The organism is Vreelandella halophila (genome assembly GCF_009856365.1).
In the GTDB taxonomy this organism is placed as follows: domain Bacteria; phylum Pseudomonadota; class Gammaproteobacteria; order Pseudomonadales; family Oleiphilaceae; genus Halospina; species Halospina utahensis_B.
This window is the reverse complement of record NZ_WMEX01000012.1, coordinates 1-24,564: the sequence shown is the minus strand read 5'-3', so window position 1 is coordinate 24,564 and position 24,564 is coordinate 1. Positions and strand designations below refer to the sequence as shown.

The window sequence follows — 24,564 nt, the reverse complement described above, 5'->3', positions numbered from 1 at the left end:
ACGGATGCTGCTCAATGGCCTCATCAACGAGAACGAATTCTATTCCGACCACTACCTCAGCGAGATCTTTGAAGGCGATATCAAAGAAGTGCTCGGTCAGTGGGACGAGCGCGAGAAGGCTGAGCGTGAAAGGGCCCGTCAACGCGGTGAATCGGCCAATCAGTACAGTGGCTATCGAGCCCCGCCGCAGCAACTCAACGGCCAGGCCCGGGATCTACTCCAGCGGCTGGATGGAGTCCGCCGCCTGCGTCGTGGTGAAGAACGCAGCACCGCCTTCCATGACCTGGTGCGCCGATTCATGGCCATCTTCGAGCTTCCCTATGAACCGCAATCGGTTGAACTGGAAGACGGCGACGAACTGCAACTGCTTGGCGAACTGCGCGATAATGGAGGGCGCCCGCTGCTGTGGATCCTTCCCGCGATTGCCGGGCCTAATGACGAACCGGATGCAGACCCGCTCACCTTCCAGGCCGGCGCAAGCGAAGATGCCGACTGGGAGAAACGCCTCTCCCGGGAAATATTCAGCCAGGAACACCCACCGCGCTGGGTCATCCTCGCCGCCGCCCACCAGTGGGTTCTGCTTGACCGCGCCAAGTACGCGCAGCATCGCCTGCTACGTTTCGACTGGCTGGATATCCTCAGCCGGCGCGAGACGGACACTCTCAAGGCCACCAGCGTGCTCCTCCATCGCGACTCCCTGGCGGACAGTCAGGGCCAGAGCCTGCTGGATACACTGGACGAAAACGCCCACAAGCACGCTTACAGTGTCTCCGAAGACCTCAAGTACGCCCTGCGTGAATGCATCGAACTGCTCGGAAACGAAGCGGCAAGACAGCTCGAAGACCGTGCCCGGCGCCAGAACAAGAGCATCTACACCACTGGTGAGCACCACCTGGACCCCGAACAGCTCAGCCTCGAATGCCTGCGTTATATGTACCGGCTGCTGTTTCTGTTCTACATCGAGGCCCGCCCCGAGCTCGGCTATGCCCCGGTAGACAACGAAACCTATCTGCGCGGCTATTCCCTGGAACACCTGCGTGAACTGGAGCTGGTCCCGCTGACCAGCGAGGCCGAGCGCAAGGGCCGCTACCTGAACGACAGCATCAACCAGCTCTTCCAGCTCATACGCGAAGGCTACCCGCGAGGGCACGGGGACCATGGTGATCTCATGGCCCAGACCAGTGATCAGACCGAACGCGACGCCTTCACCATGCAGCAGCTGCCCACGCACCTCTTCGACCCCGGTAGCACCGCGCACCTGAATCGTGTGGTGTTCCCCAACGAGTTGCTCCAGAAGGTCATCCAGCTCATGTCGCTGAGTGCTCCGGCGAAAGGGCGCAAACGCCGGGGGCGCATTTCCTACGCCCAGCTTGGCATCAACCAGCTTGGTGCGGTTTATGAGGGCCTGCTCAGTTACCGCGGTTTCTTTGCCCGCCACGATCTGTACGAGGTCAAACCCAAGGGCGAGAAGTGGGACCCGCTCGGCATTGGCTACTTCGTTTCCGCTGATGCGCTGGAGGACTATGAAGAAGATGAAAAGGTCAAACTGAAGGACGAACAGGGCCGCCAGCGCCTACTGTGTCACCCGAAAGGCAGCTTCATCTATCGCCTGGCCGGCCGGGACCGCCAGAAGAGCGCCAGTTACTACACGCCCGAAGTGCTCACCCACTCGCTGGTGAAATACGCCCTGCAGGAAGTCTGGAAGGAACAGCTCGACCCCTTGCCGGACGACCAGGCCCGCGCTGAACGCGTGCTCCAGCTCAGCGTCTGCGAGCCCGCCATGGGCAGCGCCGCCTTCCTGAACGAAGCGATCAATCAGATGGCGGACAAATACCTGGAATTGGCCCAAAAGGCCGCCGTTGAAAACGGCACCGGCGAGCGCATCCCTCAGGCTGACTACGCTCGCGAGAAGCAGAAAGTCAAAATGTACCTCGCGGACAACAACGTCTTTGGCGTGGACCTCAACCCGGTTGCCGTGGAACTGGCGGAAATCTCACTCTGGCTCAACGCCCTCAGCCGGGATCGTTTCATCCCCTGGTTCGGCCTTCAGCTCCACCACGGCAACAGCCTCATCGGTGCCCGGCGTGAAGTGTTTAGTAGTGGCCAGCTGGTTCAGGCAGGCGAAGACAGTTGGCTCAAGGACGCCCCCGAACGTTTGCCATTAGGCCAGGAACGCGCCGAAGGCCACATCTGGCACTTTTTACTGCCTGACACCGGCATGTCTTATTACAACGACAAGGAAGTGAAGCAGCTCTACAAGGAAGAGTTGGATACCATCAAGAAATGGCGTAAGGCCTTCACCAAACCCTTTGCTAAAGATGATATCGAGCGCCTCGAACGCCTGAGTGAGCGGATTACCCAGCTCTGGCAGGAACACGCCCAGAGTCTGGCCAAGCTGCGCCAGCGCACCACGGACCCTTACGGGATCTACGGCAATCCGGCCAGCGGCCAGAGAACCAGTCTTGGCTTCAAGGACAACGCCTTGGACCAGGAACTCTATGCCAGCCAACTGGACAACACCCCGGCCTATCGCCGCCTGAAGCTGGTAATGGATTACTGGTGTGCCCTCTGGTTCTGGCCCATAACTGAAGCCGCCGATTTGCCGGACCGAGAAGAGTGGCTGGCCGAGCTTGAGCACCTGCTTCTGGGCGACACCATCGCCACCGAACGCCCTGGTCAGCAGGCTCAGCTCTTCGCGGATACCAACCCGGAAGAGGGTAAGCGCTTTGTCGATCGCTTCGGGGTGGTCAACTTCAATACCCTGTTCAAAGCATTCCCCCGGTTGAAGAAAGCGAACGACATGGCTGGCAAACGCGGGTTCTTCCATTGGGAGCTGGAATTCGCGGATATCTTTGCCACCCAGGGCGGCTTTGATCTGATTGTGGGTAACCCTCCCTGGATCAAGGTGGAGTGGAGTAGTGGGGACGTGTTGGGCGATTACGAGCCCCGGTTTGTAATCCGAAAAATGACAGCACCGCAGCTCGCAGCTCTCCGAGAAGAAACGTTTGAGCAGATTCCGGCTCTCAAACAAGGCTGGACGAACGAGTTTGTAGAAAACGAAGGGACGCAAAATTTTCTGAATGCAGAGGGCAACTATCCCCAGTTAGCGGGCCAGAAAGCCAATCTCTACAAATGCTTCGTTCCAAGAGCGTGGTCGAATGGGAGTGCAAATGGCGTTAGTGGGTTCTTGCATCCGGAAGGAGTTTACGACGATCCCAAGGGTGGCAAGTTCCGGAGAGAACTCTATCCAAGGTTGAAAGCGCACTTCCAATTCATTAATGAGACTAAGCTGTTCGCGGAAGTGCACAACCAAACCCTGTTCAGCATAAACGTATATGGGCCGGCAAGAGATCCTGCTTTTCAACACGTCTCTAACCTGTTCATTCCAAGCACTCTTGATGCGGCTTTCTCACACGATGGAGTGGGCGAGGTTCCTGGCATAAAAGAAGAATTCACGCTTCCTGATGGTCAGGTAAAAGTGAAATGGAATTATGCCGGTCATCGGGACCGCATTATTGAGATTGGCTATCGCGAATTGTCTCTTTTCGCTCAGCTGTATGACGAAAAGGGCACAGATCCATTGGAGGCGCGCCTACCAGCGCTCCATGCCCGTCAGTTGATGGCCGTGCTGGAAAAATTTGCCGAGCAGCCACGCCGGCTAGAGGATCTAGAAGGTGAATACTATTCCACCCAACACTGGAATGAGGTGAACGCCCAGAACGACGGAACAATCAAGCGCGAGACCCGGTTTCCGGAAGACCCTGAAGAATGGATCCTGTCTGGCCCTCACTTCTTCGTGGGCAATCCGTTATTCAAAAGTCCGCGCCTCGGGTGTAAGAGCAACAAGGATTACGATGTCATCGATCTCGAAACACTCCCAGACGACTACCTCCCGCGCACCAACTACGTCCCCGCTTGCGACCCTGACACCTACCGCAGCCGAACGCCCAAAGTGCCTTGGGTCGATGAGGGGAAGGGTAGTGCACGACGGGTGACGGAGTACTTTCGTTTGGGGCTCCGGAAACGACTAAGTCCATCCGGGGAGAGGACATTGATCCCAACCCTCATTCCAAAGGGCGTGGGCCACATATTCACAGTTCAGGCTTCTGCGTTCAAGAATAACGAGCTTCTGCTTAACGCTTTGCTAAGCGCAACCTCTTTGTCATTCGATTTCTTGGTTAAATCTACTGGTCAGGCCGATTTTACATCTGGCAGCTCTGCATTAATCCCGTTAATCAAGGGGGGTGAACGGTATGTCGGGGCAATTGCCCGCCTGTTAAGTCTCAACTGTGTGACTTCTCATTACGCGGAGTTGTGGGAAGACCAGTGGGACGAAAGCTTTCCCGCTCAGACATGGACCGTACATTCGGATACTCGAATTAATGGGTACCTTCACCCAGGGCGCAAAGCACTTCCTCAAGACTTTTTCGCCAACCTGACTCCTAAATGGCAACGCAATAATGCTTTGCGTAGCGACTACGCGCGCCGCCAAGCCTTGGTGGAAATCGACGTGCTTGTTGCTCAAGCTATGGGTATGAAGCTTGAGGAGCTGCTCACCATTTACCGCGTCCAGTTCCCCGTCATGCGCCAGTACGAGGCCGAAACCTACTACGACCAGACCGGTCGCATCATCTTCACTCCCAGCAAAGGCCTCGCTGGTGTCGGCCTGCCGAGAAAGGCGAAAAAGGAGGAGCTGCGTGAAGGTACACGCTATGGCGTCTATACTCCGCAGGACGAACAAGCCGGTATCGCCCTCGGCTGGGAAGACGTTCGTGACATGACGGAAGGCACTGTCACCAAAACTTTTCAAGATGACACTTTGCCTGGTGGCCCGGTCGAGCGCACCGTCGAATACCAGGCCCCTTTCTTCTGCCCTGATCGGGAACTGGATTACCGGATTGCCTGGGAGGTGTTCGAGAACGATCCTGGTACGAACCAGCCATGATTATTGGAAATGCGTTCGATGGCGACATCTTTGAAGACGTTAAGCTCTGTCAGCATGATCTATACGGGCAGGTTCTGGAGCGCATCTACAGATCTGCAGTTACCTGGTACAAGCAGGCCGAGCGCATATTGCAGCAGGATACCGAGCTGGGGTGCGAGCATCCAATGTCGAGCTTTGATCACCGAACGCTTCAGGAGCTACACGATCAAATAGCGGCTTTCTTTCGGTATTCCTATGGTGAACGTTTGCACCCTGAGCTACCGGGACTGACCCAATACTAAGACCCTGGAAGAACGCATTACTCGGCTTTGGCTGGATTTATTCGATGGCGAACTATCACGCCTTTTTGACAACTACCCGGACATCGTTCGTCTCGTTCTAATCGCAACAGCGTACCCTAATCCGGATAGAAGAGGGTCTGAGGCGGAAGAATCTTTGTACCGGTTCTTGCTGGAGGCTTTTAGCCAATTGCGTGAATAAAACTTTGAATAAGCGAAAAAGACTTTGATGGACACCGGATTAAAGGGAGTCATGTCGTGACAACGTTTGATAGCACCAAATCGGCTCTTCCAGAGCTTCTGGAGGATATTCGCCAGGGTAAGATTCAGCTTCCGGATTTTCAGCGCGGCTGGGTTTGGGACGATGACCATGTGCGCAGTCTACTGGTAAGTATGGCGCGCTCCTTTCCTGTTGGTGCGGTAATGCTGATGGAAACTGGGGGTGAAGTCCGGTTTCAGGTGCGTCCTGTTGAGGGAATTGCTCCCGAAAAGGTCACGGATAATCCGGAGCGGCTGATTCTCGATGGCCAGCAACGCCTCACTAGTCTAGTCCAGGCGATCGCATTGCCGACACCCGTTGCGACAAGAACGGCAAAGGGTAAGAACATCCAACGACATTATTACTTCCATATCCCAACCGCGCTTGAAGCGAATGATCGGCTCGAAGAGGCCATTGTCGGGGTCGATGAAAATCGTCAGATCCGGGGTAATTTCGGGCGTGATATTGAGTTGGACCTTTCAACACGTAAGCTGGAGTGTGAGCAACTGTACTTCCCCTGTGATCAGATTCCGAATTCCGATGAGTGGGAAGAGGCGCTTCAGGAATACAATCAGGACGCCTTCAGCACCTACATGCAGTTTCGTAAGCAAGTCATCAGCGCCTTTCGTCAGTACCAATTGCCCATCATTGAGCTTAAAAAGGAAACCTCCAAAGAAGCTGTGTGCCTGGTATTTGAGAAGGTAAATACGGGCGGCGTGCAGCTCTCGGTCTTTGAGTTGATCACGGCGAGCTATGCGGCAGATGGTTATAACTTGCGGGATGACTGGTACGGGTCAGATATTCGCAATGTGCAGTCGCGCAAACAGCGGCTGGAGGCGGACTCCTTGCTCGGTGACGTGGAGTCTACGGACTTTCTGCAAGCGATTACATTGCTCTATACCCGCGAGCGCAAACAGGATGATCTTGCTGCCGGAAAGCTTGGGAAACAGGTGCGCCCAGTGAGCGCGAAACGCGCCGCAGTGCTTGAGTTGCCTCTGGAGGATTACAAGCGCTGGGCGGATTCGGTGGAAAAGGGGTTTCGGGAAGCGGCCCGCTTTCTGAGAAAGGAGTTTTTCTACGACCAGCGAGAGCTGCCTTATGGAACCCAGCTTGTTCCGATAGCGGCTCTGATGGCGTTGATCGGCGATCGGTGGCGTGAGCCCGTGATTTACGACAAGTTGGCCCGTTGGTTTTGGTGTGGCGCATTAGGCGAATTGTACGGGGGGGCGGGTGAGACGCGCATTGCCAATGACCTGGAGGAGTTGCTTGCATGGTTTGAGGATGACAGTGCAATTCCTCGGACAGTGACGGATGCAGCGTTCCAGCCCGAGCGTCTTGACTCGCTGAAGAACCGGCTCAGCTCGGCCTATAAGGCAATCAATGTTCTAATTCTCCGCCAAGGCGCCCAGGATTTTTTCTGGAAAGCCGGCATACAAGAGCTCGACGCCCAGGAAATGGCGCTGGATATTCATCACATTTTCCCGCGTGCTTGGTGTGAGCAGCAGGCTATTCCTCCCAAGGAATACGACACCATCCTTAATAAGACCCCGATCTCCTATAAAGCTAACCGCAAGATTGGTGGTGATGCACCCTCTGTCTATCTAGATAAACTCCAGAATCATGAAGGCGTTCAGCTTTCTGATGAAGCCATGGATCGGATCTTGGAAGGGCATTGCATCTCACCTGAGAAGTTGCGAAGTGATGATTTTCAGGGGTTTATTGATGAGCGACGCAAACGACTTCTCGGGTTGATTGAGCAGGTGATGGGTAAGCGTGTATTGATCGAGTGAGTGCGGATCGCGCGTGCTCTCGGCTGAGGGAGAGATAGGTCACAGGACGAAGGTCGGGCAATCGTTGTGACAGCGGAATGGGTTTAAAAATGCTAGAATGGACTTACCATAATGGTAAATGCTAAGGTTGTCAGCCGATTTCAAGGTGCTCCTACGCGTGAAAATGGCGGTTTAATTCAAGAGGGCCCTCTTTATCCCGTTGATGAAGTATGTCAGTTACTTGATTCAAAAGGCGAAAATGGGGTTGTTCTCTGGACACGAGACTGTCTGAGGGATGCACAGAACGATGGACTCGATTGCGCTTTAGTTGCTGATTTGCTCAGAACGGCTGTAAAACATGGTCGATATAAAAATTCCCAGTGGTGCGAGCAAAAACCTGACGGCCCATGGGCTGCGTGCGATGCTTATACAGTCATTTGCCGTGAATGGATCGAGAATGCAGGTAAGGAAATGGATTTCGAGTATTACCTGAAGTTTGCCATCAACAAGCATGGCAAATGCCTGCTTGTGGTGTCCTGCCATACGAGCAGGGATTGATTGGAGGAGTTTGTATGAACGGTATAAATGAGACGTGCCCGGTTTGTGAAGAGGGGGTACTCCAGGAGCAGGTCGAGGCAAATGAAGTTGAATACAAGGGGATTAAAGGGCAGCTGCCGCTCCATTATGCGGTATGCACGGAATGCGGCAGTGAGCAGGCTGGTGCCGCCCACGCTTTGAGAAATAAGCGCAGCATGATGGCGTTCCGCAAGGAGGTGGATGGCTTGCTTAAAGGGACGGAGATGTTGAGTCTGCGCAAACAGCTGGGACTGACTCAGGCCGCAGCTGCAAAGTTATTCGGTGGTGGCCCCACAGCATTTGCAAAGTATGAAGCTGATGATGTTGCGCAGTCTTTCGCGATGGATCGCCTGCTGCGGGTTGCGCGCGACGTCCCCGATGCATTCGCCTACCTGCGGCGACTGGCTGGAATGGAAGTGCATCCTGAGCCTCTGGAATTCCGGCTTCATACCGAACTCGGCGGATCCTGGAGGGATCTGGAGGAGCCTCATATCGAAGCGGATGTGCAACTCCGGAGCCTCGGCGTGGTCTCTATTCAGGATAGCGCAATGGAGTACGCGTCATGAACTCTGAGGCTCTTGAGCGCGCAAAGGCCCAACTCGAATTTCTTGATCTCTATGTCACGGCGCTCGATGCCCGTCATTTAAATGGATTCAACCCGAAGAACCATGGCGCCCTAGAGGGGTTAAAGCTTCAAACGATGCATGTGGCACGTCAGTCAGAGGTTCTGGAGCTGACATCGGGAGATGGTCAGCTATTGCGCATAACGCTTGGGTTCGGCGTTCGATGGATTGAGGCGGGTAGTAATTCTGAGGACAAGGAGGAAGAAACCGAAGTCAAAGGGCAAGTCGAAGCGGATTTCATCGTCGAATATCTGATGAGTGCGGAGTTGGACAAGGAGGCCATTGACGAGTTTGCGTTAACCAATGCGAGTTATCATGCATGGCCCTATTGGCGTGAGCTAGTCATGAACCAGAGCGAGCGCTTGCGTATGCCGAGGGTTGCACTACCCATGCGACAGTTTGCGCAGAATCGTGATGTAAATTTGCCCTCGGATAGCTGATGCTTCCCAGCGTCGCAGCCGATGAACTCAGATCTGCAGTGCAGAGCTTTCTGCGCAATGCTTATCCCATTGCTACCCGCTACTTTCAAGGTAACGACCTTGAACCCGCGCCCCATGCGCTGATTGATGGTCTACTTGATCGCCCAGAGGAGGTGTTCAAGGGGCCCTATCTAGACATCAAGCTGCCCTTTCGCTTGGCGAAGGAGGGGGAGCTTCCCTTTCAGCACCTGAAATTACCTTTTACAAGGCCCTACCAGCATCAACAGCGAGCCTTTCAGCGCCTCACCGGCGAGGCGCCGAAATCCACGTTGATTGCCACAGGAACCGGCTCCGGTAAGACGGAGTGTTTTATGCTGCCGGTTCTGGAGGACAGCTGCACTCGGCGGGAAAAGGGTATTAAGACCATTGTGGTCTACCCCATGAACGCGCTTGGTACGGACCAGGCGCGGCGTTTTGCCAAGGAAGTCCACAAGCTGGATACCACGCTTACGGTTGGGCTGTTTGTTGGTATGGGCGGTGGATCCGGCGATGAAGCGATGGGGACGGAGAATGTGATCACGGATCACAACACGCTGCGCCAATACCCGCCGGACATACTGCTTACTAACTACAAGATGCTGGATTTCCTGCTCATCCGGCCCCAGGACCAGCCACTGTGGCGCTTCAATGAGCCGGGGACATTGCGCTACCTGGTGGTGGATGAGTTGCATACCTTTGATGGTGCGCAGGGGACGGATCTGGCCTGTCTTGTCCGGCGTTTGCGTGATCGCCTGGAGGCCGGCCCGGAGCTGGCCTGTATTGGGACATCTGCCACTTTGGGAACGGAGGCAGGTGGCAGTTTGCTTGAGTACGCGCGCGAGGTTTTTGCTGCCGAGTTCGATGAACAGTCTACAGTCGTCGAAGACCGTCTTTCGCCGAGCGAGTACCTGCTGGGGCATACGCCTGAGGAACAGACAAAAAGGCGTGAGGCCATTGAGTATTTCTCGCGACCCAACGGCGACGAGCGGGAGCTGGATCCGGCCAATTATGACCAGGCGGACGACTACTTGTTTTACCAGGTTCGGCTCTGGTTTACCGATTTGGAGGCCTCACAGGTTCCGCCGCTTAATGCGCCTTCGCATCGGCGGCGCGCGGAAGGGGCGGTACAGCTTGGTGAACTGCTCCACAAGCATGAGCAGTTCCATACCCTTATCTCCGAATTGGATACGCTGCGTTCGGTAGGGGAATTGGCAGAGAACTGGCGTTTCCGTTATGGGCTGCAAAACGAACGCCAAGCGTGGCAGTTGGTGATGAGCCTGAGTTCGCTCATCTCGGCCGCCAGGGTCTGGAATCAGCCGGACAGCGATGATCCGGATGAATGGTGTGCCCCATTGCTGCAGGTTCGCCAGCAGCTGTGGTTGCGCGAATTGCGGCGCATGGTCTCGAAAGTCCCCCTGAACGCGGACGAGAACCCGGAATTGCGTTTCGCGGATGATCTGCGTGATCAGGAAGATCCGCTGCACCTGCCTTTGCTGCATTGCCGCGAGTGTAATATGGCGGCCTGGGGGATTGTGCAGAAATCCGGCGAACTTCATTGCGACGGTAACCTCCAGACGTTCTACCAGCAGTGGTTCAGCTATTCACGTCAGGCAGCTTTATTAGTGCCACTCGCGGAGGGTGATGAACCGGGTGAACCGGTGCGCCATTTCTGTCCGGCCTGTCAGCGTCTTTCGCCGGCCAATGGGGATGCGGTGTGCTCGGATTGCCCGGATCAGCCCTTGCTCAGGGTCTGGGTTCCGGATCTTTTGAAGCAGGTGCAGCGCAAAGGTCAGGACACAACGGTCGCAACCCATGATTGCCCGGAGTGTGGTGCGACGGAATCACTCCAGATTCTTGGTTACAGGGCGGCCACGCTTACGAGTGTGATGAGCGGTCGACTGTTCAGCACGCCCTATAATGACGATCACAAGCTGATTGCGTTTTCGGATTCCGTACAGGATGCCGCGCACCGCGCCGGATTTCTCGGAGCGAATACGTGGCGTGAGGTTATCCGCCAGGCTATGACCCGCTGGCTGCGGGAGCAGCCCATGGCGCCAAGCCTGCAGGAGATGAAGGAGTGGTTCCCGCGACGGTGGCGGGATTGGATTGGGCGTGATGATCGTTTTTGTGGACTCTTTATTGCCCCCAATATGCAGTGGCTGGCTGATTACCAGCGGCTGACTGAGGAAAACCGCCTGCCGCAGAACTCAGACCTGTCTGATCTGGTGATGAAGCGCATGAGCTGGGAGTGCCTGGCAGAGTTTGGGCGCCGGGGTCAGTTTGGTCGCTCCCTGGAGCGCATGGGAGTAGGCGGCGTTGCGCTCGACCAGAACGCGCTGCGTAAGGATTTGGATGGAATACTGGACCGGTTGCGGGAGGAGATTGAGGCGCTGCGTGACCTGGACGCCGAGACCTTCCTGATCTTTCTAACTGGCTGGCTGCACCATCTGCGCCGGCTCGGTGCTATCCATGACCCAATGTTGGAGACTTACTTCAATTACAAGGGTAAGGAGTACCTACTCAATAAGTTGAATTGGATGCCGGGCTTCGGCCGTGCTCAACGACCACCCGCAGCACTGACACTGCAGCATGTTTCCAACAACTTCGAAGCGGTGGTTAAAAACAAAGGAGAGACCTGGTCTCTGCAGTGGCTCAAGAAGACTCTGGGAAGCGAGAGCCTGTTTGCTGGGGCTGAGGCGCGGCAAATCTTTTCGATCATTCTGAAGGGCCTTACGGATAAACACTGGTTGGTGGAGCATGATGCCCAGGGGCAGTCGCTGTGGCTTCTTAATCCTGAGAAGTTGCAGGTTTCACAAACCGTGGCCAGTTTCCGGTGCAGCGATTGCCGCCATCGGATTGTGGTGGCCGAGCATGGCGCGGCCGCTCACGAGGGAATGCCCTGCATGCGGCTGAAATGTCGTGGACATTTGGAGCCTGAAAAGGCATTGCCCGCCCATACAATGCGGGCGCCGGAACAGCCTCGGAGGCTGGTCCCGCATGAGCACACCGGTCTACTGGAGCATGATCAGCGACTGCGTGTGGAAGATTCCTTCATGAATGGTCAGGAGCCCTGGCACATCAATCTGCTCTCAGCGACGCCCACGCTGGAGATGGGGATCGACATCGGGGATCTCTCCACCGTGATGCTGTGCTCGGTGCCGCCTACGCAGGCCAACTACCTGCAACGTATTGGTCGTGCGGGACGGCGTGACGGCAATGCCCTGGCTGTTACTGTTGCCGGAGGCCAGAATCACGATCTGTATTTCTACGGCGACCCGCTGGAAATGATATCGGGAGCGGTGGACCCGCCAGGTGTTTTCCTGAATGCCATCGCCGTTCTGGAACGGCAGATGATGGCATTCTGTTTTGATCGCTGGGCTGCCAGTGGGATTGACCCCTCAGCGATTCCAGGTGAAATGCGCCGGGTTCTTGATGCCGTAGAGCACGGGCACAAAGACAAGTTCCCCTACAATCTGCTGGATTTTATTGCTGGTCATCGTCAGTCGTTGATATCGGGTTTTTTCCAGCGGTTTGATCATCTCAGTGACGAGGCACGTGAGTACCTGGAGTGGCATCTGTCCGGTGAAGGTGAGGGCAGCATGGCCCTCCGGCTGACGGAGGCCCTCCAGCGTCTGGTGGACGACCGCAAAAACTGGCTGAAAAAGGCTGAAAAGCTTCGATACGAGAAAGAGCGTCTTGAAAAGCAACCCAGGGATGAGGTGGTTGAAGAGAATATCCGGGAAGTGGAGCAGGAGCGCAATGCGATCCTTTCATTGGTATACCGGCAGAATAAACGGCATGTATTCGCGTTTCTCACCGACGAAGGATTGCTTCCGAATTATGCGTTTCCCGAAGAAGGGGTGACGCTGCGCTCGGTGGTGCTCAAGCGCCTTTCCACAGAACAACAGGAGTCCCAGGAGAAGAAGTACGAACGGATTTCCTATGAGTTCCAGCGCCCGGCCCAGGCTGCGCTGAGCGAGCTTGCCCCCCAGAGCCAGTTCTACGCGATCAACCACAAGATGGAAGTGGATCAGGTCGATCTGGAGGGCGTGCGCCCCCAGGAATGGCGATTCTGCAGTGTCTGCCATTACAACGAACGGGTGGACACGGGCGATAAGCACAGTGCCTGCCCGAGTTGCGGCAGTGCCCAGTGGGCGGATCGCGGACAGAAGCGGGATGTGCTGAAGCTGAGGCAGGTCTACGCGACGGTGGACGACAAACACAACCGCATCGGCGATGACACCGAGCAGCGCGAACCCCAGTTTTTCAACCGTCAGATGTTAGCCACGATTCCCCAGGAAGGGCATAAGGGCGGTTTCCGTATAGCCGACGAGACACTGCCTTTTGGGTTCGAGTATCTGCAGAAGGCGGTATTCCGGGAGGTTAACTTCGGGGAGCCAGGGGATGAGAGCCACTCCTTCACAGTGGCCGGCCAGGAGCTCTCCCGGCGCGGCTTTCGGATCTGTCGCAATTGCGGCAAGGTTCAGAAAGAGCGTTGGCGAAAGAACGAACAACCCCACGCCTGGACCTGCAAACTGCGGCGCAATCCCGAGAAAGAGTCGGAAGAGGAATATTTTGACAGCCTCTACCTTTACCGGGAGCTCAACTCCGAGGCCATACGCATCCTTCTGCCCCTGAGCGAGGTGGCGTACTCCGATGAGAACCTTCACTCATTCATTGCCGCCCTGAACCTGGGGCTTCGTGATTACTTCAGCGGTGATGTTCATCACCTGGAGATTACGGAGATGCGCGAGCCGTCCAGCTCGGATAGTGCCGAGCGGATCTATCTGGTGATTTACGACCGGATTCCCGGCGGGACGGGCTATTTGAAGGAATTGATGCGCGAGCCGGATGTCATGAAGGCAGTGCTGGCGGGGGCGCGTGATCATCTCGCGCAGTGTGGTTGTAACGATGATGAGCACCGCGACGGCTGTTATCGGTGCATTCTGGCGTACCGAAACAGTCGTCACATGGGCACCATCTCGCGTGATGCGGCAAAAGCGCTTCTAAGCGACATCCTGGCACTCTGGGATCAGTTGACTCCGATAGAGACCCTGAGCGATATCAGCACGAACGCCCTCGTGGAGAGCAAGCTGGAACAGCGGTTCGTGGATGCGCTTGGCCAGATCCATGACGCGCGACTGACGCCCGCGCTGGTCAATGGTAAACATGGCCACACCCTGACGCTTCCCGGGCCGGATGGAAGGCCCATGGCCTGGAACCTGGAACACCAGGTGAATGTGGGGCCCGCCGATGGCGTGCCCGTTCAGACCCGAGTTGATGTGTTACTTAAGCCGGCACGCGCCGAGGATGCGGCTCGCATTCGCCCGATTGCCGTGTATGCGGATGGGCTCCAGTACCATCAGGACATTGTGGACGACGACGTGCTCAAGCGCATGGCACTGGTTCGAAGTGGTCGGTATTGGGTTTGGACGCTCAATTGGGATGATCTGCCCGAACATGGCAAGCCCCCAGAAGGACATCAGCGGGATCCGATGCGGGTTGAGACGCCGATTCACGACACGATGCAACAGACATTCGACCAGTTGGCCAACGCTCAGGGTTGGGAGAGTGCAGCTGAGCACCGTGCCCACCATGAGAAGGGCGGCTTTCGTTGGCTGGAGCGGGTGCTTCGTGACCCAGAGAGCACCACTGGCTACCTGTACCAACGGGCTACGTGGCGTGCCTTTACACTACTGAATCCGAAATTAGCCCGTGATGAGAAAGTTGCCAATGGCTTGTCTGAAGTCGCGCTTCGAACAGCACCAGAATCATTACGCGATGAGATCGATCCGACGCGGTCGGCACTGATACCTGGCGGGTTAGCTGAGCCACTGGGCGTAACGATCCAGGGGATGACGGGGATGGCGGCCCTGCAACAGTCGGTGCTTAAGGACAGTAATGCGGAAACGGTGGCTCAATCGTTACGCTGCCATTTGTGTTTTGATGATGAGACGGATTGGCCCGCGGATGAGTTCAAGGCTCAGTGGCGTGGGTTCTGGCACAGCGTCAATCAGCTTCAGTTTCTTCCAGGCTTCAGCTTCGCGTCGTTGAAGGCGGTCAGCTCCGGTAAGCTCGATACAGTAATGGAGGTACCGGTTCCGACCGCTGATGCTGAACCGGATTATGAGGGCGAGGAGGACGATTGGGCAGAGGTCTACGAGCTCTCGCTTCTTACCCGAGAGCAGCTCGACGCAATGAAGGGGCTGGGTTTACCTGAGCCCGAGGTAGGGCTGGATATAACCGATGCCAGTGGCGCCGTGGTGATGGGCGGGGACGCCCTGGACTGCGTGTGGCCGCAGGCGCGTGTTGCTATTGTGGTTGAGCCCATCACCGGGGCTGTAGAAGGTTGGACGCTAATTCCGGACGATGAGCGGATGGTTGAACATCTGCGTGAACTCAGAGAAAACGGAGTCTTTTAATGGAGTCACTCCAGGTTGCCCTGTCACAGGATTTCTTCGAGGCTTTCGCGCGAATTCCGCGAAACAAGCAGAAGAAGGTCAATGAGTTCGTGGGTAAGTTCCGGAATAACCCCCAGTCCTCGGGGCTGAACTACGAAAAAATAAACGATGCCGCCAATGACCAGTTCCGCTCCGTACGGGTGGATCAGGACTACCGTGCCATTGTGATGAAGCCAAGCAAGGGCAACGTGTACCTGCTGCTGTGGGTGGATAAGCACGACGAGGCCTACGCTTGGGCGCGACGGCATAAGTGCCAGGTCAATCCTGAAACCGGCGCGTTGCAGCTTTATGAGGTGACCCATCATGAAGCGGCGGTCGAAACAGAGGCGGCCTCTGAACCAGCTGAGGACAAAGCTGAGAGTGAGGGTGAGGCGCTTTTTGATTTGCGCGATAGGGAGCTGTTGCGCCTGGGCGTTCCAGAGGATCGCCTGGAGCAGGTGAAGGCAGTGACTTCACAGAGGGCTCTGGATCAGATGGAGCGGTTGCTTCCCGTTGAGGCCTTTGAGGCCCTGTGTTTCCTGGCCGAGGGCGTGTCGCTGAACGAGGTGATGGCCGAGTACGCTGTGCCGGACGGTGAGCACGAGGTGGACACCACCGATATCGATGCTGCGCTGGAGCTCGCCACTACGCAACGTCGTTTCCATGTTGTGGAGGATGAGGCGGAACTTCAGCAGATGCTGGAAGCGCCCCTTGAGCAGTGGCGTGTTTTCCTCCACCCGCTTCAAAGGCAATTGGTTGAACGTCATTGGAATGGACCCGTTCGCGTACTGGGTGGAGCGGGTACCGGTAAAACAGTGGTGGCAATGCATCGGGCGCGATGGCTTGCACGTAACGTGCTGGCGCAGGGCGAGAAGCTGTTGTTCACGACCTTCACTCGTAATTTGGCAATGGATATTGAAGCCAACCTGCGCAAGATCTGCACTCAAGAGGAAATGGGTGCTATTGAGGTGACTAACATCAATGGCCTCGCTCATCGCGCACTGCGTCAGATTGGTCATCCCGGGCAGGTTGTGTATCCCGGTTCGGATGAGTACAGCAAGTGTTGGGATAAAGCTCTAACCCAATCGCCTGGGGAGCTCAATTTCCCGGATAGTTTCTATGAGGAAGAGTTCGAGCAGGTTGTGCTGACCCAGCGAGTTCAGACTCGCCAGGAGTATTTCAAGGCGAAGCGTGTCGGGCGAGGTGTTGCGTTGTCGCGGAAACAACGCGCCCAGATCTGGCCGGTTTTTGAGGAAATGCGCCTTCAGCTCCACCAGAATGGTTTTCTGACGCTGCAGGATGGAATTTATGCAGTGATGGACCATCTTGCAGAAGGCAAGGGAGATCTCCCGCAATACCGGTGCGCCGTGGTCGATGAAACCCAGGACTTCGGCCCCGAAATGCTGCAGTTGCTGCGGGCGCTAGTGCCCGAACAAAAAGATGACATGATGCTGGTCGGAGACGGCCACCAGAGAATCTATGGGCGCCGCGCCTCTCTGGGCCAGTGTGGCATCAACATTCGAGGCAGGGGTAAGAAACTTCGGGTCAATTATCGGACCACCGAGGAGATCCGTCGGTACGCTACCGCTGTTCTGGAAGGGATTGAGGTTGATGACCTGGATGATGACCAGGACTCCCTCAGTGGCTATCGCTCCCTTTTGATGGGACAAAAGCCGGTACTCAAAGGTTTCTCTGACCCCAAGGAAGAGGCCGAGTGGGTTTGCTCGGAGATACAAAAGCTTACCGATGATGGCATGCCCGATCGCAATATTTGCGTGGTGGCACGGACGGAAAAGCACCTGAAGGATGTTAAGAGCGCCCTTAAAGAGGCCGGCCGCGACGCCTATCCCGTTCGGCGCGATTCGACGGAAAATACCCAGATACCCGGAATACGCCTGGCGAACATGCACCGCGTAAAGGGCCTTGAGTTCAAAGTGGTTTTCATTGTGGCGGTGAACCAAGGCGTGGTGCCGCTTCAAGTCGCCATGGATAAAACCGAAGACGTTGTTGAGAAGCGGGCTAGAGACCTAAACGAGCGAGCGCTGCTGCATGTGGCTTGTACTAGGGCGGTACAGGGGTTGTATGTCAGTTGGAGCGGTGAGGTCAGTGAGTATCTACGCAGTTAAACAAGACTGCCGGTTTTTAGGGTCTCTAAGAGGTTTGATGGCTCTCAAAAAATCAAAATTGGGTTTTCTGATTCTGCGATGCTGCCGCGATAGCAGCGGTCAACCAGGGTGTTCGCCGGGAGGTGGCCGCAATGGCGGTGCACCCGCATCAGTGCTTCATGCAGTGTGTGGCCATCGTAGGGGTTGCCGCGCAGGGCCTTGGCTGTTCGCCAATACGACGCGAGGGGCGAACGCCAGTGCGACTTGCTACTCGCTGACCGAGACGGCCAAGGCGACCGATCTGGAGTCGTCGGTCTACACCCAAGCACATTGGCGAGGCGGACACCGTAGAGAAACTGGAGGCGCTGCTGCCCTGGAGTACACGCCTGGAGCCGGCTCTATAAAAGGGCTGATCAATGGGCCTGGGCAAGTTGGTTGATTTACGGGCGCTTACGCTGAACCAAACGTACCCCGCAGTTTCCACACTGTGCTTTGATGCTTCATAAAATTACCACCCACTTCCAAACCAGCCTCCTGAACTTTGGCCTTCAAGTCGACATCGATTCCGTAGTCATCCTCGTATGAAACATTTAATTCAAATTCTTCTAGACCATGCTTCAGCCTACCCTCCGAAACCAATTGCCAAGTTTTTTCATGGGGTTGCCAAACAACGTCTGGGGGCACCTCAGGTTGCTGACACCCAGACAATGTGGCGCGAAAGAGTATGTCGTCAGAAGATTTTTGTTCTCTCTTAAAGTTGGCGGAGCCATTATCTGATAATCTCGGGAGAGATGCGGAAAGTTGGGCTGCAAATTCGTGTGACCAGCCTCGAATGTGTTCGACAGTCAAGGTCTTTGCCCCCAAATGCATAAGAACTCTGACTGCTTCGGTGAATTTATGCTCGAATACCGCGCGATGGAAATTCGCGAGTGTATAGTATTTGCGCGCATCCACAGGGTTGCCGACGTACAGTACACGTGGGCGAGGATGGCCTGGCTCAAATTGCAGGTCATCTGCCTCGGTTCTCGCGACCCTAAGAATATTCAGCAGATTTTCATTCGTATTTTGCCAACCTTTTCGGCCCTCAAGTCCGAGCCTTAAAGTATTCAGAACAGTTTCCTTCATATTTTGCCGACGTTTTCTGCTCTCAAATATAGCAGATATATGATTTATGTTATTGACTAATGCTTTTTCTGAAGCTGAAACTCCAAGCGATCCCTCACGAGATCCCGAACGTTGAGCGGCAGATCGAACTCCCTCAATCCAAGCTTCACGATCAAAACTGCGAGCGTTTTGGGATTTCCGAGCGTTGAGCGCTGTTTTGTCTGGTCCAATAGTGATTATCTGTCGATCTGAATACGGCATTTCCTTTATATCGAGGTATTCTTTTTCTTGCGTCATAACGAAAGATCTCTGCATATAAAATATTTGAAGGTAGAGCTCAATATTGGTCTAGTTAATGAGGCTTTCGAAATTAAAGTACATCCTTTAGATCAAGCGTTCATCACCTGTTTTGCTACTCAAGAGCTCTTTCTAGGAAGATCCTAATTTTGCTTGCGCTCCAGACCAGTGATTCTAATCATTTCACTACCGTCGACACCATGAAGTCTCTAACCATCAGTCTTTGATGAACTCAAATAACTTCCGCCAAAGCAGCCAGCCACCCCAAAGTAAGGGTGGTTGCAGGAGCAAGTTTGAGAACGGTTAGGGCCTGTTTTATGGCCATCTCCAAGGTGATTGATTCCGAGAGAGACCGTAGTTGATCCTTATAAATGGTGCGGTACTGGGGGCGTCATTTTTTGTTAAGGCTTGTAAGGACTATCGTCCACGGAGTCAGCCGCCGCGTCAGGTTGTAATGACCCCCGGGTTTCTGCACACCTTAAGCCACTAATGCTGGGTGTGCCCGTGGTGCCACATAGCCGAGTGACTGATGCGGCCTTTGCTCGTTGTAGTACCGGATCCAGTTGCCAATAGCCGTCTGTGCATGGGCCAGTGACTCGAACCGGTGCTGCCAGATGCATTCTTCTTTCAATGACCGAAAGAATCGTTCAATCAAGCCATTCTGTTCCGGCGTATAAGGCGTCGTGAACTCCTGGGTAAGGCCTTACGCTTTGACGGTGCCCGTGTAATGGCGGGAACTGAATACCAAGCCATTTCGCTTCTCAGAGCCAACGGCTGTGTCACCCGCTGCAGGACACCGAGGCGCTCAATGAGCGCCTCCTCAAGGGCCGCCTCGGCGGTTTTGGCACTGCCGTTATCGGACAACCGCCAGCCCAGGATTTCCCGGGTGCAGCAGTCGATGATCACCGCCAGGGCGGCGCGACGATCTTTGCCGCACCAGACATGGGTCAAATCCGTTGCCCAGCGTTCATCGGGCCTGTGGGCCACCGAGGGCAGGCTCCGAGCCCGAGGCCGGAACCCCTGCGGTCGTCGTCGCACCTGCCATCCCTTGAGTTGCAGGATTCGCTGCACCGGCTTGCGGTTTTCACCAAGCACACAGGCCAGACGTCGATACCCAGAGGTTGGAAACCGCTCAATGGTTGCCTTCACACGCGTTTCCAGAACGTCATTGATAACGCGCGGACGAGCCTTGGGTTGATAGTAGAACGTGCGCCTGGGCAGCCCCAGCCATCGACACAGCTTGCTGATCGACACCGAATGCCCTTCACCTGCCAGCTCCGCCTGCAGCGACCTCACGAGTTCTCGTCCTCGTCGAGCAGGCGTTTGAACCTTTTTAGCGCATGGATCTGCACGTGGGCTTCACCCAGAGCTTCTTTGGTATCGCGCAGTTCCGACTCGTACTGCTCACGGATGTCACGGGGAAGGGACTTGAAGCCGTTCTCCATGTTTCTCTGGGCTTCATCGATCCAGCGCTCGACTTCCGAGACGGTCAGATCATGCTGGCGGGCAACCTCTGCTGCGGTGGTCTTACCCTTCAGGATGTCCATGACAACGGCTGTTTTACGCTTGGCCGTCCATCGCTGTTCGGTTGATCGCTCATCGCTACCTCCTCTGCGCCGCACTATAACCTGTGCAGCTGTGGAGGGGGTCAATTCAGACGCTAGATAATGTCTAACCAAATTCTAAGGATTGGATAGCTGCGGACGCGTTTACTCCACGCACTCCTAAGCACTTCACCGAAGAACCCCACCAAATCCTCAGAACCGCACATGACCCCAACATGGTCGTGGCGTTCAGCCGCGTTGACGATGGCAGTTGGAGAGCATAGCTCTTGCGTGAAAAGCCCGCCCAAGCCGGGTAGTCGCACGTAGATGACGGTAGCGGAAGCTGACCGACCGTTTTGTGGGGGAGGGCGCAGTGAGTGCGTCCAGCGTTGACGGGGAAAAGGGGTACTTGTGCAGCGTAACCCTTGCCGTGACGGGCCTTAGCGCGACACAGAGTCTTCCACAACGCGGTGCCTAGAAGCGGATACAGCAACCCAATTTATCGCACCCCGTATTCGCACATAGGAGCGATCCTAGATCGCAAAAGGGTTCGCACGGGGCAATGCAATACCTCGTGCGAAAAAGAGCAGGAGTGTGTGCGATGAACCATGCGAAATTGATGGAGCAGCGAGCCCAAGCACTCGGGGGAGAGTCTCCCAGGGCACGGGGCAAAAGCAAAGATCTTAAAGCGCTTGAATGGGTCTGGCGATGGGATTGGTCCAGCCCAAAGATAGTGGACCAGGTGGCTTCGCCGACGCGACGCGGCGTAGCACGGAGGCTGATCGAACGGGGTCTGCTCAAGGAGCAGCCGACTGGCTCCGGTGGAGCTAAGGGGACAGCTGCGACGGTAGTGGCACTGACACCCGAGGGCCGAATCATCGTTGAGTCGGAGATCGAGAATCCGGAGCAACTGAGCGAATATCCGGGATTCCGTACTTATCGACCTATGCAGATGCGGCACGATTTGCTGGTCCAGGGAGCAGTCGCGAAGTGGCTTTTCGAAGGTGTCTTCATCCATTACCAGGCTCCTTCGGAGATTGCGGAACAAAGCCTCCAAGGCACCAAGCACCCGGACGCCATTGTTATCGACGATGAAGGGAATCGGATCGCGCTGGAACTGGAGCTGACAGCCAAAAAGGCACGTGGTATGGACGCCTTTGCGTGGGGTTTGGTAAAGGCCTTGCGTGAGGAGCAGTTCGACCAGGTCATCGTCTTTTCGCCATCCCGAGCAATTCTGAAATGCTACCAGCAGCGTTTCCAGCCAGGAGCCCAAGTCAAATTCTGGACCAAGGATCTGCGGGGGCGAGCCATCCCGCAGGGAGTAAGGGAAATGCCCGGGTGGGTAGAGGCATGCATCCTGTTCCTGGAGATCGAGGTATGAGCCGTATCACAGCAATAGCTTTCCTTCTGATCACGCTCGCAGGATGCACCGATGAGCAACGCATTGCGGCGCTTGAAAACCAGCTGGAGGCCAAACAGGCCACAATCGAACGGCTCGAAAACGAGCATCACGAAGCGCTAAGGGAGAGCGAGCGCCGGATTGATGAACTTCAGACCGAACTCGCTAGCCTCAAAAACGGTGTGTGGTTCCAGCAGCACCGTGCCGGGATCGCACGGGCCTGTGATTGGGTGGTGCCTTCATGTCCGCCCAGTTGGATCGAAGGAGGGCGCAAAGCGTTGGCTCAAGGGTTCAGCGGCACCTGGTCCTGGTGGTTTTGGCTCGTGATATTCCTCAAGCTGATATTGGTTCCATTCCTGCTCGCAGGTCTCATCGCGACGTACGCATACTGGGTTCGACCAGCACGAACGGAGGTTGAACGAGTAGCAGCTGAGTTGAAAGAACTTCAATCCAACAAGGCTGGTGAGCGCAAAGAACTGAAGGCGCTCGCCGAAGAGCTGGAACGGCGCCAGAAGGAAGAGGCGGAGCTTGAGACTCGGGTATCGGCGTTTCAACGACATCGGCAGCAACTGAAAAGCGAGATCGAGAACCTCGAAAAGAAAAAGCGTAATTTGCGCGGCGGCTTCTGATGGTGTCGGGGGACTATAGTCTTAACGGTTCGCTCATCCACGCGGGAACCGCCCAGCCGTTTCCACGTCGGGCTGCAGTGCTTTGTTGGGCCGTTCTGTCAAAGCCCTAGAGAAGTCAATATGGCAACTTGAGTCTAGTTATCGGGATCGCGAAAATCTTCAAGTTGGTCCAGATAATCCCCGCTTGGACCATATAAATAGCAATCACCCTCCTCAATATAGCTGGTAAGATCGTTGATTAAAGCTAACACTTGATTATCTGTCGTCAATAAGTCTCTTTGATCCGCTAAAGGGGAGGAGTGCTTCTTGAAATATTCGGCATATGAACGCAGCCAATACTCCTTAAAGTCAGGAGTGGCCATGGCTTTAGTCAGCCATTTTCGAGCGAGTAGAACCCTAATTTCGAAAGTAGCAGGTGTGCGTATTCCGATATCATTTTTAACAAACTGATTTTGCCATAGTCTGTTTAGAGCTGCATTTGCGTTTTCTTCACCCAACATTCTTGTAAGAAATTCATATATTCTCTTTTCTGTGATTTTGGATTGACAAAGACCATTATCGGTTTTTTTTGGCACTGCAGATTGTGCATTCCAATCTTCCTCGGTTTTTATTTTTTGGTTCTCAGGAGTAGAGGCTCCTAGGTTTTCAAGGTCTTTATGTAGGTCATAATCACCGCGATTGAAAACATTGTTTGCGTCAGGAGCCTTTCTTTTGTAGTTTTCTTTAATGAAACTAGAGAGACCTGGTTTCATAGAATCTATTAAAGCTGGATCCTCATCTAGGAGAATACCCCATACCGCAGTTTCAACAGCAGTATTGACATACCTCCCTGCTCTAAGATCTTGAAGATAAGCCGTAATTGCTTGACCTAAAACTGAAAATCGTATGTCGTTGTCTGCAAACTCTTGATTGTATGCCGAGCCTCGTTCATGGGAGGTATCTAAATGAGACGTTCGTTTCCGCCCTCGCGCAATTAGTTGTCCAATTTTTCTTCCGTAAGCGGCGATAAACGGGTTTGCATACTTTTTTTGCATGCGTTTATCTGAAATAAGGTATTTTCTTACCTCGTTAATCTCATGCTCAAAAGACCTCAAAGCATCAAATAACCCCATAGCGAATTCCTCTGCGTATCAGTACTTTATAACTAATAAAATATTTTGTTATTCTTTAATACGGAATTTGCCGGTGTCAATTCACTAGCTTAATTGCTGCTTTTCTCGCCACTAAATCGCGCATCCGTTTCACTTCCTCATTGCTCGCATCACTCATCATCAAGTGCAGTAACTGGGCGTCCAGGTCGCCGGATCGTGCTCGGTGCGCGGTTTGCGCGAGGCCTTCCTCGATGCAGATTTCCAGTGCTTCCCTGTGTTGCTCGGGTGTCTGGATCAACCGGATGTCGCTCTCGTGCTCGTGCAGGATCTCGCTGATGTCCGGGATGCCTTTCTGGGTGTACTCGATGCGGCCGTCCGCCATCACGCGATAGTCCTCGTTCTCATAGCGGATTTCGGTGGTGTTTACGGGGAGACCGGAGAGGGTCGTTGCATTGTGCGTCATCAGGCCTCCTGAGATGAAAATTCTCCATCTGATTGCAGGGTTGGATCCGTTAATGAGATCGCGTTTCCGACTGGAATAGCGTTTGCGAACACATCTGAAAGCTCCGTATTAATCGAATGTACCGGAAAGTCGATGGGTAATGTTAGTTGGTATCAGGATAACGAATGCCAGACCCATATTAATGTATGAAATTTCAGCTGGTCATTCGCTGCGCAACAGTGAGGACGTCATCGCTATTTGGACCTGGTGATACTCTTGGTAAGACACCAGCGAAGAGTACGCAATTAGCTCAAGCAACTTCCGCAACTGAAGCGCTTCGGATTCGATCGTGGTCTGGAGATAGGTGCAATGAGTTTTCCCGGAAGTAAAGTCGCGGAGCGTTTCCACTCGACATCGACACTCCCACTCATCATTGAAGCATATTTTTTGCGACTTCTGCTTTCCATGCTTTACCGTTTAACGAGACTGTAGAAAAACCCATTTCCGGGTAAACTCCACAGCCTTCCTGCTTGTTCGTTTCACCAGCCCAATCGCTGGTCCGATCATTTTCCGCCGGTTCCGGTGTCCAGTTCCGTTTAGCCGAT

General features: G+C 54.8%; 15 protein-coding genes and 1 pseudogene. 10 read left to right on the top strand and 6 right to left on the bottom strand.

Annotated features, from left to right (window positions below; translation table 11 throughout):
* Positions 1–4: 4 nt before the first annotated feature.
* The 8 genes and pseudogenes from GLW01_RS15310 to GLW01_RS15700 all read left to right on the top strand — a co-directional run.
* Positions 5–4,945: a class I SAM-dependent DNA methyltransferase gene (locus GLW01_RS15310; protein ID WP_160899651.1), complete on the top strand. Its 4,941-nt coding sequence runs from the start codon at positions 5–7 to the stop codon at positions 4,943–4,945.
* A 536-nt stretch (positions 4,946–5,481) separates the two neighbouring features.
* Entirely contained in the window at positions 5,482–7,272 is a 1,791-nt protein-coding gene (locus GLW01_RS15305; protein ID WP_160899650.1) for a GmrSD restriction endonuclease domain-containing protein, read from the top strand.
* A gap of 111 nt (positions 7,273–7,383) precedes the next feature.
* The gene (locus GLW01_RS15300; protein WP_160899649.1) at positions 7,384–7,809 is read left to right on the top strand and encodes a hypothetical protein; all 426 of its coding nucleotides are present in this window, start codon (positions 7,384–7,386) and stop codon (positions 7,807–7,809) included.
* A 14-nt stretch (positions 7,810–7,823) separates the two neighbouring features.
* Positions 7,824–8,393 carry a type II toxin-antitoxin system MqsA family antitoxin gene (locus tag GLW01_RS15295; RefSeq protein ID WP_160899648.1) on the top strand — a complete coding sequence of 190 codons (570 nt, stop codon included), beginning with the start codon at positions 7,824–7,826 and terminating at the stop codon, positions 8,391–8,393.
* Positions 8,390–8,890 carry a preprotein translocase subunit SecB gene (locus GLW01_RS15290; protein ID WP_160899647.1) on the top strand — a complete coding sequence of 167 codons (501 nt, stop codon included), beginning with the start codon at positions 8,390–8,392 and terminating at the stop codon, positions 8,888–8,890. The genes GLW01_RS15295 and GLW01_RS15290 overlap by 4 nt, the downstream gene beginning before the upstream one ends.
* Positions 8,890–15,330, top strand: a complete 6,441-nt coding sequence (locus GLW01_RS15285) for a DEAD/DEAH box helicase (RefSeq protein WP_160899646.1) — start codon at positions 8,890–8,892, stop codon at positions 15,328–15,330. The genes GLW01_RS15290 and GLW01_RS15285 overlap by 1 nt, the downstream gene beginning before the upstream one ends.
* On the top strand, positions 15,330–17,474 hold the full coding sequence (locus GLW01_RS15280) for a UvrD-helicase domain-containing protein (protein ID WP_160899645.1): 2,145 nt from the start codon (positions 15,330–15,332) through the stop codon (positions 17,472–17,474). Before GLW01_RS15285 ends, GLW01_RS15280 begins: the two co-directional genes overlap by 1 nt.
* Before the next feature lie 199 nt (positions 17,475–17,673).
* Positions 17,674–17,857 (top strand): annotated as a pseudogene (locus GLW01_RS15700) (IS66 family transposase); the annotation flags it as partial.
* A gap of 46 nt (positions 17,858–17,903) precedes the next feature.
* On the opposite strand, the gene GLW01_RS15275 reads toward GLW01_RS15700, so the two are convergent.
* The 4 genes from GLW01_RS15275 to GLW01_RS15265 form a co-directional block, all read right to left on the bottom strand.
* The gene (locus GLW01_RS15275) at positions 17,904–18,854 is read right to left on the bottom strand and encodes a hypothetical protein (RefSeq protein ID WP_160899644.1); all 951 of its coding nucleotides are present in this window, start codon (positions 18,852–18,854) and stop codon (positions 17,904–17,906) included.
* Positions 18,855–19,332: 478 nt separating this feature from the next.
* Positions 19,333–19,509: an integrase core domain-containing protein gene (locus GLW01_RS15895; protein WP_202405779.1), complete on the bottom strand. Its 177-nt coding sequence runs from the start codon at positions 19,507–19,509 to the stop codon at positions 19,333–19,335.
* The gene (locus tag GLW01_RS15270; RefSeq protein WP_202405778.1) at positions 19,506–20,150 is read right to left on the bottom strand and encodes a DDE-type integrase/transposase/recombinase; all 645 of its coding nucleotides are present in this window, start codon (positions 20,148–20,150) and stop codon (positions 19,506–19,508) included. The genes GLW01_RS15895 and GLW01_RS15270 overlap by 4 nt, the downstream gene beginning before the upstream one ends.
* Positions 20,147–20,476: a DUF1153 domain-containing protein gene (locus GLW01_RS15265; protein ID WP_160899643.1), complete on the bottom strand. Its 330-nt coding sequence runs from the start codon at positions 20,474–20,476 to the stop codon at positions 20,147–20,149. The genes GLW01_RS15270 and GLW01_RS15265 overlap by 4 nt, the downstream gene beginning before the upstream one ends.
* Positions 20,477–20,999: 523 nt before the next feature.
* Here GLW01_RS15265 and GLW01_RS15260 point away from each other — a divergent pair.
* Together GLW01_RS15260 and GLW01_RS15255 are read left to right on the top strand one after the other, a co-directional pair.
* Positions 21,000–21,779: a hypothetical protein gene (locus GLW01_RS15260; RefSeq protein ID WP_160899642.1), complete on the top strand. Its 780-nt coding sequence runs from the start codon at positions 21,000–21,002 to the stop codon at positions 21,777–21,779.
* Positions 21,776–22,426 (top strand): hypothetical protein, encoded by a 651-nt coding sequence (locus GLW01_RS15255; RefSeq protein ID WP_160899641.1) that lies wholly within the window; start codon positions 21,776–21,778, stop codon positions 22,424–22,426. Before GLW01_RS15260 ends, GLW01_RS15255 begins: the two co-directional genes overlap by 4 nt.
* 134 nt (positions 22,427–22,560) lie before the next feature.
* Here GLW01_RS15255 and GLW01_RS15250 read toward each other — a convergent pair whose 3' ends face one another.
* Complete coding sequence (locus GLW01_RS15250; protein WP_160899640.1) at positions 22,561–23,538, bottom strand: hypothetical protein; 978 nt, start codon at positions 23,536–23,538, stop codon at positions 22,561–22,563.
* 76 nt (positions 23,539–23,614) lie between these two features.
* A complete protein-coding gene (locus tag GLW01_RS15245) occupies positions 23,615–23,980 on the bottom strand; it encodes a hypothetical protein (RefSeq protein WP_160899639.1) in 366 nt (121 codons plus the stop codon).
* Between the last annotated feature and the right edge of the window lie 584 nt (positions 23,981–24,564).